13 protein-coding genes are annotated in these 14,567 nt (G+C 55.0%); 10 read left to right on the forward strand and 3 right to left on the reverse strand.

Annotated features, from left to right (window positions below):
* The first annotated feature begins 221 nt into the window (after window positions 1-221).
* Complete coding sequence (locus PMI17_RS20920; protein WP_007892483.1) at window positions 222-1,442, forward strand: aromatic amino acid transporter; 1,221 nt, start codon at window positions 222-224, stop codon at window positions 1,440-1,442.
* Window positions 1,443-1,493: 51 nt separating this feature from the next.
* Here PMI17_RS20920 and otnK read toward each other — a convergent pair whose 3' ends face one another.
* Both otnK and PMI17_RS20930 read right to left on the reverse strand, forming a co-directional pair.
* Entirely contained in the window at window positions 1,494-2,774 is a 1,281-nt protein-coding gene (gene otnK, locus PMI17_RS20925) for a 3-oxo-tetronate kinase (RefSeq protein ID WP_007892485.1), read from the reverse strand.
* Window positions 2,768-3,433: an aspartate/glutamate racemase family protein gene (locus PMI17_RS20930; RefSeq protein ID WP_007892487.1), complete on the reverse strand. Its 666-nt coding sequence runs from the start codon at window positions 3,431-3,433 to the stop codon at window positions 2,768-2,770. Before PMI17_RS20930 ends, otnK begins: the two co-directional genes overlap by 7 nt.
* A gap of 207 nt (window positions 3,434-3,640) precedes the next feature.
* Here PMI17_RS20930 and PMI17_RS20935 point away from each other — a divergent pair, with 207 nt between their 5' ends.
* Entirely contained in the window at window positions 3,641-4,888 is a 1,248-nt protein-coding gene (locus PMI17_RS20935) for an alpha-hydroxy acid oxidase (protein WP_007892489.1), read from the forward strand.
* Window positions 4,889-4,890: 2 nt separating this feature from the next.
* Window positions 4,891-5,580, forward strand: a complete 690-nt coding sequence (locus PMI17_RS20940; protein ID WP_007892491.1) for a substrate-binding domain-containing protein — start codon at window positions 4,891-4,893, stop codon at window positions 5,578-5,580.
* Here PMI17_RS20940 and PMI17_RS20945 read toward each other — a convergent pair.
* Complete coding sequence (locus tag PMI17_RS20945; RefSeq protein WP_007892492.1) at window positions 5,577-6,611, reverse strand: LacI family DNA-binding transcriptional regulator; 1,035 nt, start codon at window positions 6,609-6,611, stop codon at window positions 5,577-5,579. The two genes, PMI17_RS20940 and PMI17_RS20945, sit on opposite strands and share 4 nt — an antisense overlap.
* A gap of 263 nt (window positions 6,612-6,874) precedes the next feature.
* On the opposite strand from PMI17_RS20945, the gene PMI17_RS20950 reads away from it, so the two are divergent.
* The 7 genes from PMI17_RS20950 (at window position 6,875) to PMI17_RS20980 (ending at window position 14,483) form a co-directional block, all read left to right on the forward strand.
* Window positions 6,875-8,182 (forward strand): MFS transporter, encoded by a 1,308-nt coding sequence (locus PMI17_RS20950; protein ID WP_007892493.1) that lies wholly within the window; start codon window positions 6,875-6,877, stop codon window positions 8,180-8,182.
* Between the two features lie 11 nt (window positions 8,183-8,193).
* Window positions 8,194-8,832, forward strand: coding sequence for an aldolase (locus tag PMI17_RS20955; protein WP_007892494.1), 639 nt, complete (start codon window positions 8,194-8,196; stop codon window positions 8,830-8,832).
* 36 nt (window positions 8,833-8,868) lie between these two features.
* Window positions 8,869-10,017, forward strand: a complete 1,149-nt coding sequence (locus PMI17_RS20960; protein ID WP_007892495.1) for a beta-propeller fold lactonase family protein — start codon at window positions 8,869-8,871, stop codon at window positions 10,015-10,017.
* Window positions 10,018-10,101: 84 nt separating this feature from the next.
* Entirely contained in the window at window positions 10,102-10,809 is a 708-nt protein-coding gene (locus tag PMI17_RS20965) for a hypothetical protein (RefSeq protein ID WP_007892496.1), read from the forward strand.
* A 116-nt stretch (window positions 10,810-10,925) separates the two neighbouring features.
* Entirely contained in the window at window positions 10,926-12,335 is a 1,410-nt protein-coding gene (locus tag PMI17_RS20970; RefSeq protein ID WP_007892499.1) for a cytochrome c, read from the forward strand.
* Window positions 12,325-12,843 (forward strand): sugar dehydrogenase complex small subunit, encoded by a 519-nt coding sequence (locus PMI17_RS20975; protein WP_007892501.1) that lies wholly within the window; start codon window positions 12,325-12,327, stop codon window positions 12,841-12,843. Before PMI17_RS20970 ends, PMI17_RS20975 begins: the two co-directional genes overlap by 11 nt.
* A complete protein-coding gene (locus tag PMI17_RS20980; protein WP_007892503.1) occupies window positions 12,840-14,483 on the forward strand; it encodes a GMC family oxidoreductase in 1,644 nt (547 codons plus the stop codon). Before PMI17_RS20975 ends, PMI17_RS20980 begins: the two co-directional genes overlap by 4 nt.
* Window positions 14,484-14,567: the final 84 nt, after the last annotated feature.

Raw genomic sequence — 14,567 nt, forward strand, 5'->3', positions numbered from 1 at the left:
GCGGCGGTCGCCGCCGATGCCTGCGTGGCGGCGCAAATCTCCGGTGACATCGTGCCGGTCACCATGCCGGCAAAACCTGCATTCTATCGCTGAGTTACTCTCCTCTCGCCAAACGCGCGTTCAGATCTTGCTGATGCGCGTTTTATCTGGTTACAAACTCTCTTCTTAGCGTTATCCCGTGTATCATCGCCGCCTTTAAGCTGTTTTGTAGGGAATAAGTGATGACGGAGATGACATTGTCCCGCCGCCAGCCTTCCGTTTGGTGGGGCGCGATGATTATTTGCGGCACCGTGGTGGGTGCCGGCATGTTTACGCTGCCGGTGGTGATGGCGGGTGCGTGGTTTGGCTGGGCAATGGTGCTGCTGCTGATCAGCTGGGGCGGCATGCTGCTATCCGGCTTACTGTTTATGCGCGTGAGCCTGACCTATCCGCCGGGCGCGGGCTACGATACCTTGACCAAAGATCTGCTGGGGCGCGGATGGGCAGCGCTCAATGGCCTCAGCATCTTGTTTGTACTCGGCATTCTCACCTACGCCTACATTTCCGCCAGCGGCCCGGTCTATCAACATTCACTTAACCAGGCGGGATTGCCCATCTCCACCGCTGAGGCGAAAATTTTGCTGGCCGTGTGTGTGGCGGCGGTGGTGTGGCTCGGCACCACCGGCGTCAGTCGTTTAATGACCTTCTGCGTACTGGCCAAAATTCTGCTGCTCATTCTGCTATTCGGCGGCTTGCTGACGCAGGTGAATGTGCCATCGCTGCTGAGCGCGCCAGCGGCCGGGGAACGTTACTGGCCGTATGCGCTGGGCGTACTGCCGTTTTGTCTCGCCTCGTTTGGCTATCACGGCAATATCACCGGGCTAGTCAGCTATTACGCCGGCAATAAAAAACACATCACGCGCGCTTTGGTGTTGGGCACGCTGATGTCACTGGCGCTGTATCTGTTTTGGCTAACCAGCACCATGGGTAATCTGCCGCGCGCGGCGTTTCCCGCAATCGTGAAGCAGGGCGGCGATATCGCTGCGCTGATGGCGGCGCTGCGTGAACATCTGCACGTCAATGCGCTATCGCTCATGATGTCGATCTTCTCGCATTTTGCAGTAATCGCCTCATTTCTGGGCGTCACCGCCGGACTGTTTGATTTCATCGCCGATCGCCTTAGCCTCGGCAATTCACCGGGTGCACGCCTGCAAACGGCGTGCCTGACATTCTTGCCGCCGCTGATGGCTTCGATCCTGTGGCCGCACGGATTTGTCGCGGCGATTGGTTTTGCCGGACTTTTTGCGACTTTGTGGGCGGTGTTTATTCCGGCGCTGCTGGCATGGAAGTCACAGCAGCGCTGTTCGCTGGCGGTGATATTACTGCTGATATTTGGTGCGCTGAATATTCTCGCCTGGCTGCTGAGCTGGTTTCAGCTGCTGCCGGCGTTCGGTGGGCGCTAACGAAAACAGAAGACAACGTCATCCAGAGGTTGTCTTCTGTTTTTTGGGGAGTTAATCGCCTGAAGCGGCTAAAACCTTAAGTGCATGGGAGAAGAAATCGCGCCGGCCAAAATTACCCGATTTCAGCGCCAGCGCCAGCGGGCGATCGCGCTGAGCAAACAGCGCCGGCACGCCGGGATCGATTTCGCGGCCAACCTGCAAACAACCTAAATCAAGCGCACTGACGACCGCACCCGACGTTTCTCCGCCGCCCACCACCAAACGCTGAATGCCCGCTTCATACACCAGCTTGCGTGCGCTGTCTCCAAACAGCTGATCAAGACGTTGTGAGATGTTGTGCTGACCAAACTGCTGCTGCGCTTGCCTCACGCTGGTCGGATCGCCCGATGAGTAAACCAGCGGGCAATAATCCTGATGCGCAAGGATAAAGTTCACCACGTCATCGGCGTGAATGCGTTGCGCCATCACATCCTGAATCTCTATCGCCAGCACCGCATGGTGTTTTTGGTGCTCCTCAATCTGTCCGCGCGTAGCGCCAGAACAGCTGCCCACCAGAATCGCACTGGGGCCAGCGATCGCGGGTAATTTACGGCTATCTCCCTGTGCCTTACCCGCACTGATAAAGTTGTGCGGTAACGCCAGTGCAATGCCCGAACCACCGCTGATCAGCCGCGCTTCCGCCGCCGCGACGCCGATTATCGTCAGGTCGTGGTCGCTCAGCGCATCGACAACCAGTAATTGCGGCTCATCTTCGCTGTGGGCTTGCAACGTTTCACGCAGTTGTTCACTGCCTTGTACCACCTGCTGCCAGCGAATGTGGCTGACGCGCGTGCGAGCCTGACGCGCCAGTAAGCGGCGGATATCAGCATCTTTCATCGGCGTGAGCGGATGATGTTCCATCCCGGACTCATTCAGTGGGCGATCGTGGACAAACAGATTGCCCTGATAAACCGTACGTCCCATGGCGGGGAATGCAGGGCAAACAATGACGCGCCGCGCTTCTAAACGTGCGGCGAGTGCGTCGAGCACCGGGCCAATATTGCCGTCGTCGGTGGAGTCAAAGGTGGAGCAGTATTTAAACACGATCTGCGTACAGCCCTGATCCAATAACCATTCGCAGGCGGCCAATGATTGCTGCACCGCTTCTGCGGCGGGCAGGGAGCGCGACTTCAGGGCGATAACGCCGGCCTCAACGTCTGCCGTTGCAGGCTGTTGCGGTATGCCGAGATATTGCGTGGTATGTAAACCGCCTTCACCCGCCAATCCTTTCGATAACGTCACGGCAATATCGCTGGCACCGGTAAAATCATCGGCAATGACCCCAATCAGCATGTTGCACCTCCGATGGCCAACTGCATTTTTTTCACTGCCGCGTGCGGCGCGGTTAACACGGGAATCGCCACCTGCTCACGCACGGCGGCGGCGGCACGCGACGTTGAGAAGTGCGCCAGCATAATTACATCGCAGTGGCTCAGCTGGGGCGCGAACTCTGCCACTAAACGGTTGTGGCTGGTGACATCACCTTTACGCAGCAGATCGATAGCGTCCGGAACCAGCACGGTTTCCAGCGTCGCGTTTGAGCCAATTTGCGCGGCATAGTGGTTAAACTCATCGCACATGGTTACCAATGACGGTCCAAACGTGGCCAACATACCAATTCGCTCACCTTGCTGCAGTGCCGCTTCAAACATCGCTTCATTGGGTTTCAGCACCGGCACCGGCAGTGTCGCAGCGAGCTCATCAATCGCCGGGCCAAAAGCGGAGCAGGTCACCAGAATGCCCTGCGCATTCATCGCATAACCGTAACGGCCAAACGCCACAAAGCGATCGATCAGCGGGCGCGACAGCTGCTCCTCTTTGGCGCGATCGAGGGTCAAACCATCATCCAGTAAGTTCACCACTTCGGCTTCAGGCCAAAGATCGTTAAACGCTTCCTGAATAGGGGACATCGCCACCGGGGTGGCATGCAATAAAACTATGCGTTGGCTCATCATTCTCTCCGTCACCAGCGATACACAAGTGAATTACAGCACACCATACTTAATCTGAGATGAAAATGTAAGGGCTTACATTTGTCTTGATATAGTGACAGCTGTCACATAAAAAAACTGTATATCTGGCAGGATATAGATTGGAAGCATTCGTCAGAATGCCTATTTTGAAATCGCTTACTTATTGGATAACACTGAGAACGCACTATGACCATTCGTGGAGAAACCACCGCTATTAACGTAAACGTGACACCCGAAGCGCAGGTGCGTCCTGCGAATACGGTGCCACGCCATTTTCGTGACTTGCTGGCGCTGGAGGATTTTGAACGTCACGCGCGCAAGCGGTTACCCAATATGATTTATCAGTACGTTAAAGGCGGCGTGGAAACCGGCAGAGGATTGGCTGCCGCCTATGAGGCTTACCAGCAATATGTGTTTGTGCCGCGCATGTTTCGTGACGTGTCGGGGCGCGATCAGCGGGTTAATTTGCTGGGTCATGACTGGTCGCATCCGTTTGGCGTTGCTCCGCTGGGCGGCGCGTCATTTGTCAGTTACCGCGCAGATCTTATGCTGGCGAAAGCGGCAAGAGCGATGAATGTCCCGATGATCCTCAGCGCATCGTCATTGATTCCGCTGGAAGAGGTGATTGCTGCCAATCCGGAAGCCTGGTTCCAGGCTTATCTGGCGGGCGATCAACCGCGTATCGATCGTTTAGTCGATCGCGTTGAACGCGCGGGCTACAAAACATTAGTGGTCACCGGCGATACGCCAATGCTGGGTAATCGTGAACACAACACCCGCAGCGGCTTTAGTATGCCGATAAAACTCACGCCAAAAGTGATGTGGCAAAGCGCGATGAGCCCACGCTGGCTGCTGGGTACGGTGGCGCAAACCTTCCTGCGCCATGGTGCGCCGCACTTTGAAAATACCGACGCCGAACGCGGCCCGCCGATGATGTCGAGTAAAGTGCGCAACACCAATGCCCGCGACCAGCTGAGCTGGAAACATGTCGAAGCGATCCGCAAAAAATGGAAAGGTAATCTAGTGATTAAGGGCTTGATGTCACCGGATGATGCGTTCATTGCGCGCGATCTCGGGGCGGATGCGGTGATTCTTTCCAATCACGGCGGCCGCCAGCTTGATCACACCGTGCCGCCGCTGCATACGCTGGCGGAAATTGCTGCCGCGAAGGGCGATATGAAGGTGATTATCGACAGCGGTATTCGCCGTGGTACCGATGTAATGAAAGCCATGGCGCTGGGCGCCGACTTCGTGTTTCTTGGACGTCCGTTCCTGTATGGCGCAGTGATTGGCGCGCAGGCGGGTATTGAGCACGCTATGCATATCCTGCGTGATGAAATTGACCGCGACTTAGCGCTGATTGGCGTGACGCGCCCTGACCAACTTGACGCTGCGCTGCTGCGTCGCGCACCGCTTTTCGCGCGGGAGGCTTAAGCATGGAACTGCCGATCTACAGCGCGCTGGCACTGAGTGCGCCCTTTACTACGCTGATTCCCGCATGGCAGGCGCAACAGCCTGCGACACCGCTGGCGATTCGCTGGCATCCCAGCACCATTATCGAAAAGGAGCTCATTGCGGGCGCGCAGGCCGAGGTGGTGATTGCGACGGTTGAAACGCTCGATCGCCTAACGCAATCGGGTATCGCCGATGCGCGCACGCGGATTGAACTGGTTGATTCGCCGATCGGTGTCGCGGTGCGGGCAGGCGCGGCACAGCCGGATATCAGCAATCGTGACAACCTGGTCAAGGCGCTGCTGGCGGCACGCTCGGTAGCCTGGTCAGAAGCGGGGGCCAGCGGCGTATGGTTTTCGCAGCTGTTAAAACAGCTCAATATCGATGCAGAACTGCGCGCGCGCGGTACGGTGATTCCGGCAGGGTTTACTGCGGAACAACTGGTGAACGGTAAGGCCGAACTGGCGATACAGCAGATTAGTGAATTGCTAATGGTAGAGGGCATTGATGTGGTTGGGCCGCTGCCGCCCGGCACGCAGCAGGCCATTTCGCTCTCTGCGGCGGTGTTGAGTCGTGCTAAGCAGCCAGCGCAGGCGCAAACCTTTCTCACCTGGCTGAAAACGCCGCCGGTGACGGACGTGTTCAGCCGGTTTGGCATGGTCAGCCGCGATTAACGATCCTGACGGGGCACCGAGCCGCTGCTGCCCCGTACAATCAGTTCGGTACCAATCTGCGTATGCGTTTGTGCCGGCAGATTGTTCAGCGTGTTCAACAAATAGTGGGCCGCATGCTCGCCAATTGAGGCTAAATCGACGCGCATGGTGGTCAGCGGATGCTCCAGATGCTCGGCATACTCGTAGTCGTTGAAGCCGACAATGGAGATATCATTAGGGATGCGCAGATAGCGCTCGCTGGCCGCGCGCATCGCCCCAAACGCCAGCAGATCGTTACCGCAAATGATGGCGGTAGGCGGCTGCGGGCCATCGAGTAGGCGGAACACCGCCCGGCGCGCATCATTCATGCTGAAGGCGTTATCAATGAGATGCGTGTCCGGCAGCGTTAATCCGCGCTGCTGTAGGGCGCGGCGCGTACCGTTAAGACGTTCGGAAATACGATCATTCGACGGCGGCGTGCCGACGATCACCGCAAAATGCTGGTGCCCTAAGCCCAGCAAATGTTGCGCCATGCTCTCCGCTGCACCCTCGCTGTCATAGCCAACGCAAGGTCTTTCGCTGTCTTGCGAAAAGGTCTGCACGCAGGCGATCTCCTGCTGAACAATGCGCTCCCAAAGCTTCGGATGGTGGGTATTTCCCACCAGCATCAGGCCATCAATGCCGTATTCAATCAGCTTATTAACTTCTTTCAGCTCGGTTTCCGGATCGAAATTTGAGTTGGCCAATAACAGCGTATAACCGGCTTCGTGAATCAATTGCTGAAAAGCCGCCAACGGGCGCGAAAAGGTTTCGGTCGCCAGCGTCGGCACCACCGCGCCAATGGTCATACTGCGGCGTGAGGCGAGGGTGCGAGCGGCGCGGTTGATGACATATCCCAACTCCTCGCAGGCTCTCTCCACGGCTTCACGACGCGACGCCTTTACCGTGGTGCTGCCGTTGAGTACGCGCGAAACCGTCGCCGTTGATACCCCTGAGAGACGCGCAACATCATCCAGTGATACGCGGCCAGATCCATTTTGCTTCTCACTCATCAAGTCACTCCTGCAGAAAGAGTGAGCTTGCCCACAAAAATTGCAGACAACTCACTATCAATTTTGAAAGCGCTTACTTTTGGCTTGACTGAATTTTGTAATCGCTTACTTTTGACATCATGTTATCAGGTTGGGTGTGCCTGCTCACGTTTTTTAACACGTTTATGACCTGTCACCCCCAAATTTAACCACAACGCGGGCTGCGGGCGTCGCAGGGCCGCAGAACCTTTGTTACCTCTCAATAAATCATAAAGGAATTCACCATGCGCAGATATCCACGAATTCGCTGGCTGATGATCGTGTTCTGCTTTTTCGCTATCGCAATCAATTACATCGATCGTATTAACCTCGCGATCGCTGCACCGCACATCAAAGCCGATTTAGGGCTGGATGACACCAGCATGGGGCTGATTCTGGGCGCCTTTTTCTGGACCTATGCGCTGATGCAAATCCCCGCTGGACGCTTACTCGATCGCCTCGGTGCCCGCGCCGGTCTGGCCATCGCGGTAGGCTGGTGGTCGTTGTTTACGGTGTTTACCTCGTTTGGTAAAGGTTTCACTTCACTTTTTGCGGCACGCTTAGCATTAGGGTTGGGTGAGGCCGGCGGAAATCCGGGCTGTGTGAAAGTGGTTTACAGTTGGTTCCCGAAAAAGCAGCGTGCGACGGCGAGCGGTATTTTTGATGCCGGTCCGCGTGCTGGCAGTGCGCTGGCGCTGCCGCTGGTCGCCTGGCTGATTAGCGTGTGGAACTGGGAAACCTCCTTTATCGTGACTGGCGCTTTAGGGCTGATTTGGGTGGTGATCTGGTTAGTGTTCTATCGCGAACCGGAAGAGATGAAGGGCCTGGATGAAACCGAGCGCCAGAATTTGCTGGAAGATCGCGCGTTACCCACCACGCAGGCCAACGCGAAAGTCGAGTTGTGGTCGCTATTCCGCCATCGCAACGTGTGGGGCATGATGATTGGCTTCTTCTGCATGAATTTCGCCACCTACTTTTTTGTCACCTGGTTCCCAACCTATCTCACCGTTGCGCACGGCTTTTCGTTGAAAGAGCTGGGTACGCTGGGCGCCATTCCTGCCCTGATGGGGATTCCGGGCAGCCTGCTGGGTGGGGTGGTCTCAGATGCCCTGTACCGCAAAGGGTTTAGTCTGACCGTAGCACGCAAAACCTGCCTGATTAGCGGCATGCTGCTCTCCAGCGTCATTGCCTTCGCGGCCTTTACCGACAGCATTGCGGTCATTCTGACGCTGTTCTCCATTACCTACGCCGGTTTAGCGTTTACCGCCGCCAATATCTGGACGCTGCCTGCGGACGTGGCGCCAGCCAGTAATTACGTCGCCACGCTGGGCGGTATTCAGAACTTTGCCGGCAACCTCGCTGGGATTGTCACCGCGTCATTCACCGGCTTGATGTTGAGCCTGAGCCACGGTTCTTTTGTGGTACCGCTGCTGGTTGCGGGCGGCATCTGTGTGCTGGGCGCGCTGACCTTTATGTTTGTGCTCGGCAAGCTGGAACCCTTACCGATCAACCCCAAAGGTGATACCAACGTGATTGCCACCGCCAACCAATAGGAGTGATTTCGATGCAAAATGAACAGTCATTGCGTGAGGAAATTTGCCAGGTAGGAGCCGATTTGTTTAATCGCGGCTATACCACCGGCACGGCGGGTAACATCAGTGCTCGCCTGGAGGATGGCTGGCTGATTACGCCAACCGACGCCTGCCTGGGGCATCTGGAGCCGAGCCGCATTGCTAAGGTCAATCGCGATGGCGAATGGGTTTCGGGCGATAAACCGTCAAAAACGCTGCTGCTGCATCGCCAGATTTACGATCGCAACCCGGACGCGCACGGCGTGGTGCACACCCATTCCACCCATCTGGTACAGCTTACGCTGGCAGGCGTTTGGCAACGCGACAGTATTTTGCCGCCGCTCACGCCGTATCAGGTGATGAAAGTAGGGCGCATCCCGTTGATCGATTATCGCCGTCCGGGCCATGCCGACGTTGCAGAGCAGGTTGCTGAACTGGCAAACGAGGTGCGCGGCGTGATGCTGGAAAGATTAGGGCCCGTGATGTGGGGCAAATCAGTTTCGACGGTGAGTTTTGCCCTTGAGGAGCTGGAAGAAACCGCACGACTGTGGCTGAACTGTGTGGATAAGCCTGACGCGCTGCCGGAGAAAGCGGTATTGGAGTTGTGTGAGCACTTTAATACGCGCTGGTAACTCGATCGCTGTCCCCTACAAAAAAGAGACCTATCAATGAACAAGACGGTAATGGCCGCCGGCATGATGCTGTTTGCATCCGCGGTAATGGCGCAGGAAAAGTCATTTGTCTACGTATCTAATGGCGACAGTGGCACGGTGACGGCCTATGCGCTGAATAAGACCCAGCAGCAGCTCAAGCCGGTGGGTGAATATCCCAGCGGCCTGAAAAGTATGCCAATGGTGGTATCGCAGGATAAGAAAACGCTTTACGTCTCGGTCCGCAGCCAGCCATACCATGTTTCGGCCTGGCATATTCAGCCCGATGGGACGCTGAGCCATTTTGCCGATACCCCATTGCCTGAAGCGATGGCGTATTTAGCGCTGGATAAAAGCGGGCGCTTTCTGCTCTCCTCCTCTTACGGCGGGGATCTCTTCAGCATTAATCGCATCGCCAGCGATGGCAAAGTAGAGAGTGCGCCGGTACAAGTGGTGCATACCGGCAAGCGGGCGCATGCGATCCAAACCGATCCCAGCAATCAATTTTTATATGTACCGTTGCTGGGCGCCGATCAGCTGCTGCAATATCGGTTTGATAGCAAAAGTGGAAAAGTGACGGCCAATAGCCCCGCCTTTGTGAATATCCAGCGCGAAGCCGCCACCGGGCCGCGCCATTTCGCCTTCGCACCGCAGCGTGATGGGCGAGGTGAACAGAATCTATATTTGCTGACCGAAATGGCGGGCAACATTTCGCGCCTCACGCTGAATAAAGATGGCACGCTGACGGAGCATGAGGCGACGCCATCACTCGATCCGCTCATCGCGGCGAACATGCAGCGCGGTGAAGCGCGGCCACTGACTGGCGATGATGATTTGCCGAAATCGGCCAAACCACGCTTATGGCAAGCCGATATTCACCTCACCCCTAATGGCCGATTCCTGTATTCCACCGAACGCACCAGCAGTAATATTACGGCGTTTCGCGTTTCCCCGCAGGATGGCCGCTTAACGCTGATTAATAGCACCAAAACAGAAGCACAACCGCGCGGATTTGCGATTGATAATTCTGGCCGCTATTTAATTGAATCGGGTCAGAAGTCAACCCAGGTGTCGCTCTACTCCATTGATCAAGACAGCGGCAAGCTCACATTAATTGAGCGTGTGCCCACCGGAAAGGGCGCAAATTGGGTCACTATCGTTGAGTAAATAAAGCACTCATTATTTTTTCTGTGTAATTGATGATCGTTATTTTTTCGATGCGTTATATATATTGTCAGTAAAGGAGTTTTTATGTCGACTATTCGCAAGACATTACTGAGCACCTTATTTTGCTCAACCCTATTTAGTGTGGCAATGCAGGCGCAGGCTGCAGAAAAAGGCGTCGCCACCCATCTTGAACCGCTACATCACGTTATTCTGGAAAATAAATACGTCACCGTAATGCGCGTGTTGATTCAACCGGGGCAATCTACCCAGTTTCATGAGCAGCATCTTGATTATGTGAATACACATATTGAGGGCAGCCCGGTGAAAATTGAATATCCGGATAAACCCGTTAACAACACTGAAATGAAAAGCGGTAATGTTAAATTTGGCGCGCATCAGGGCAAGTCAGAAACCGATAAAGTGACCAATACCGGTAGCACCGTTAATCATCAGGTCGCTTTTGAAATTAATATCCCCGGGCCGCAACATTTTGGTAACGCCACCCGGCCTGCCAGTGATGCTTTCCAGCAGGTACTGGATAAGAAAACCGTCCGCGGCTGGAAGGTCACACTGAAACCGGGCGCCAGCACCGGAGAATACACGCAACACGGGCCCGGCGTGCGCGTGTTCTTTACTGAGGGGCGGGTTCTGGTTGCCGATCAGGCTCACGCCAATCGGGTAAAAGAAATTTGGGTCCATCCCGGCGATGCGTTTTTAACCGAACCTGGCAAGGTCGATATTACGGCCGCCAGTGGCGAAAATATCATCTTCAATGATTATGAATTGTTATAGCACTGTTTGTATTTTGTGAATCTAAGCGTTCTGATAATCTGCACTTCTGTGGCCTTGCTGCAGAAGTGCATTATTGTTTTTACCATACTAATAATTATTTACCGGAAGCAATTACAATGAAAGCAAGAAAGGTGAGACAGAGTTGTCTGCCTTTCGCGTTGAGCATTCTCATGTCGGCAACATTTTCAGCACATGCTGAAAGTGCGGACGATGCTGCGACTCTTATTGCGAAAGGCAAGTATCTGGCTATTGCCGCGGACTGTGGCGCATGCCATACCGCACCGAATCAGGGCAGGGAAATGTCCGGCGGTTATATTATCTCTTCTCCACTCGGTAATATCGTCGCCAGCAATATCACTCCATCTAAAACAGCGGGGATTGGTAATTACACCGAACAAGATTTTGCTAAAGCAGTACGCAGTGGAATAAATAAGCAGGGACAGCATCTTTATCCGGCGATGCCTTATACCTCATACGCTAAAATTTCAGATGCGGATATTCACGCTCTGTATGCTTATTTTATGCACGGGGTGAAAGCGGACGATAATGTGCCGCCAAAAACGGATTTACCTTTCCCGTTTAATATTCGTTCAAGCATGCTTTTCTGGAATATGCTGTTTGCTGATGATAAACCGTTTATTCCGGCCCAGGATAAATCGGTGCAGGTTAATCGCGGCGATTATCTGGTCAATGCTCTGGCGCACTGTGATACCTGCCACACACCACGTAATGCACTGATGGGGCAAAACAACGATCGCGCGCTGAGTGGCGGCAGCCTTGGCAGCTGGTATGCGCCGAATATCACGTCTGACAATCAAGCAGGCATCGGCAACTGGAGCGATGCGGAGATTGCGCAATATCTCAAAACCGGCCACGTAGCGGGTAAAGCGCAGGCGGCGGGTCCGATGGCAGAAGCGGTAGAGCACAGCCTGCAGCATCTGTCGGATGATGATATCAACGCGATGGTTGCTTACCTGCGCCAGGTTCCCGCCGTGGGCCAACCGACCCGTCAACCACGGGATCGCATGGGTAAACCGGCAAGCGATGAAATGGCCCAGCGCGCACTTAACCATCCCGACGCGGGCTGGCAGGTTTACGCCAGTTCCTGTGCCAACTGCCACCAGGCGGACGGTGCGGGTAATCAATTCTATCCTTCGCTATTCCATAACACCGCAACCGGTGCGCCACAGGCGGATAACCTGATCGCCACCATCGTCTATGGCGTACATCGCCAGGTAAATGGCAAAGATGTTGCGATGCCAGGCTTTGGCCCGGATGGATTGTTTACCGATCGATTAACCGATCGGCAAATCGCCGACGTCAGTAACTATGTGCTGAAAAACTTTGGCAATGCCGAACTCAACGTCACGCCTGATCAGGTGAAAACGGTGCGTGAGGGCGGAGAGCGTCCATTGATCGCACGTCTGGCGCAGCCTGCAGTTTGGGGTGGAGGCGCGATAGTGGTGATTATTTTACTGGTGCTGCTGTTTGCCATTACGCGCAGGGGGAAAAAACATGGCGCATAACCTTTCCCGACGTCGTCTGCTGCAAGGCATGGGGATTTTGTCACTGGGTGCGATGTGTAATTCAATCTTCCCAGCCCGCGCGCGCGCCGCGGAACAGATAGCCGATAGTGGCTTCCTTGATGTTTCAACGTTTTTGGTCAGTCGCCCAGTGGGTCCGATCCTCGGCCAGCGCTATTTCGCTGCTTTGCTGCGTCATGATGCAGCCTTCGCAGAGAAACTTGTCCAGCTACGTTCGTTACTGCAGCAGCGCAACTTTTCCCATGTGGATGATTTTCTTGCTGCATTCGGTGCAGATAAGCCTGAATGGCAAACGGCTAAACGCATTATCTCCGCCTGGTACACCGGCGTGGTGGGTGACGGCAGCGATTTGGAGCTGATTGCCTATGCAGAAGCGATGATGTACCTGCCCACCAAAGATATTCTGGTGGTACCGACCTACGGCGGCGGGCCGTTCTATTGGGCAGTGACGCAAGATGGCAAAGTGGCAACCACAGGAGAAGGCGCATGAGTGCACCAAAAGTTGATGCCGATGTCATCATTATTGGCTCGGGCGTAATGGGCGGTTTAATCGCCTGCCAAATGGCAAAAGCCGGTAAATCGGTGATCATTCTTGAAGCGGGGCCGCGCGTCGCTCGCCAGGAGATCGTCGAACGTTTCCGCAACTCGCCGTTCAAGATGTCGTTAACCAACATTAAATTGCAGGGCGTTGGCTCGCCTTATCCCAACCCGCCGCATATCCCGTCCACCTACGGGGATTATTTGCAGCAGGTAGGCCCGGTAAAATATCCCACCAAGTATTTGCGCGTGGTGGGCGGAACCACGTGGCACTTCGGTTCTGCGCTGTGGCGTATGATTCCCAATGATTTTAAGCTCAACACGTTGTATGGACGTGGACGGGATTGGCCATTTGGCTACGACGAGCTGGAGTCCTGGTATGGCAAAGCCGAGCATGAGTTAGGCGTATCGGGTGTCGATGGCCAGGATGAGAGTGGACAGGGCGGCAAAGCCTGGCCGCCGCGCTCCACGCCGTTCCCAATGCCGGGATTGCCAACCAGTTATCTGTTTGACCGCTTAACCGCAATGCTGGGTAAAGGCGGCTACAACCCGGTGCTGGAGCCGAACGGGCGCGCGACCAAGCCGTGGGGCAAGCGTCCAATGTGCGGCGGCAATAATAACTGTAATCCGGTCTGTCCTATTGCCGCTAAATATGATGGCTCAATGCATATTGATGAAGCGGAACGGCTGGGCGCAAAACTGCTGGATAACGCGGTGGTTTATCGTATCGAAGCGGCTGATGACGGCAAGATCACCGGCATTTGGTATAAAAAACCGGACGGCTCTGAGCATCATTTAACCGCTAACTACTTTGTGCTGGCGGCCTACGGCATCGAATCGCCCAAACTGCTGTTGATGTCGACTTCGGAGAAATATCCGAACGGCATCGCCAACTCGTCGGATCAGGTTGGGCGCAACCTGATGGGCCATACCGGCATCAGCATGAACGTGATGATGTCTGAAGATGTCTGGCCGGGTCAGGGACCGACCGAGCTGCTGGTGTATCTCAACAATCGCGATGGCGCGTTCCGCAAGGATTTTCCCAGCTATAAGATTAAAGTGCGCAACACCGTGCCCACCGCTGATTATGCTGCCTCGCTGATTGAGAAAGGGGTGCTGGGTTCTCAGCTTGATGCAGAAATTCGCCGGCAGTCGGCCCGCTCGCTCAACTTTGCCATTGATTTTGAGACCTTACCGCTGGCGGAAAACCGTGTTACGCCGAGTAAAACCAAGAAGGATGCCATCGGTATCCCGTTACCGGAGATCTACTATAGCGTGACGGATTACTGGCATGCCGGGAAAGAAGAGGGCATTAAGGATTTCCACAAATTTGCTGAACTGCTGAATGCGGAGATATTGTCGATCGATACCAAATTCCAGGATCGCCAGCACATTATGGGCACCACCATTATGGGCGACGATCCAAAGAACTCGGTGGTCGATAGCCATTGCCGCACGCACGATCATCCCAATATGTGGATTGCTGGTACCAGCGTCATGCCATCGGCTTCCTGCATGAATCCAACATTAACCGGAGCAGCCCTGAGTTTGCGGTTGGCACAGCATATGTTGCAGACCATGCAGGCGAGTTGAAATAGTAAAATTAATATCGGCGCGATTATCGCGTAATGCCGATCAGTTAAGCACTGAGCAACTTTCGTTCGCCATCGGCTGGGG

Origin of the sequence: Pantoea sp. GM01 (assembly GCF_000282675.1) — a bacterium.
GTDB lineage: Bacteria > Pseudomonadota > Gammaproteobacteria > Enterobacterales > Enterobacteriaceae > Pantoea > Pantoea nemavictus.

Excerpts from the sequence above, each read along its gene's own strand:
- PMI17_RS20920 (WP_007892483.1), top strand. The coding sequence starts at position 222 with ATGACGGAGATGACATTGTCCCGCCGCCAGCCTTCCGTTTGGTGGGGC.
- otnK (WP_007892485.1), bottom strand. The coding sequence starts at position 2,774 with ATGCTGATTGGGGTCATTGCCGATGATTTTACCGGTGCCAGCGATATT.
- PMI17_RS20930 (WP_007892487.1), bottom strand. The coding sequence starts at position 3,433 with ATGAGCCAACGCATAGTTTTATTGCATGCCACCCCGGTGGCGATGTCC.
- PMI17_RS20935 (WP_007892489.1), top strand. The coding sequence starts at position 3,641 with ATGACCATTCGTGGAGAAACCACCGCTATTAACGTAAACGTGACACCC.
- PMI17_RS20940 (WP_007892491.1), top strand. The coding sequence starts at position 4,891 with ATGGAACTGCCGATCTACAGCGCGCTGGCACTGAGTGCGCCCTTTACT.
- PMI17_RS20945 (WP_007892492.1), bottom strand. The coding sequence starts at position 6,611 with ATGAGTGAGAAGCAAAATGGATCTGGCCGCGTATCACTGGATGATGTT.
- PMI17_RS20950 (WP_007892493.1), top strand. The coding sequence starts at position 6,875 with ATGCGCAGATATCCACGAATTCGCTGGCTGATGATCGTGTTCTGCTTT.
- PMI17_RS20955 (WP_007892494.1), top strand. The coding sequence starts at position 8,194 with ATGCAAAATGAACAGTCATTGCGTGAGGAAATTTGCCAGGTAGGAGCC.
- PMI17_RS20960 (WP_007892495.1), top strand. The coding sequence starts at position 8,869 with ATGAACAAGACGGTAATGGCCGCCGGCATGATGCTGTTTGCATCCGCG.
- PMI17_RS20965 (WP_007892496.1), top strand. The coding sequence starts at position 10,102 with ATGTCGACTATTCGCAAGACATTACTGAGCACCTTATTTTGCTCAACC.
- PMI17_RS20970 (WP_007892499.1), top strand. The coding sequence starts at position 10,926 with ATGAAAGCAAGAAAGGTGAGACAGAGTTGTCTGCCTTTCGCGTTGAGC.
- PMI17_RS20975 (WP_007892501.1), top strand. The coding sequence starts at position 12,325 with ATGGCGCATAACCTTTCCCGACGTCGTCTGCTGCAAGGCATGGGGATT.
- PMI17_RS20980 (WP_007892503.1), top strand. The coding sequence starts at position 12,840 with ATGAGTGCACCAAAAGTTGATGCCGATGTCATCATTATTGGCTCGGGC.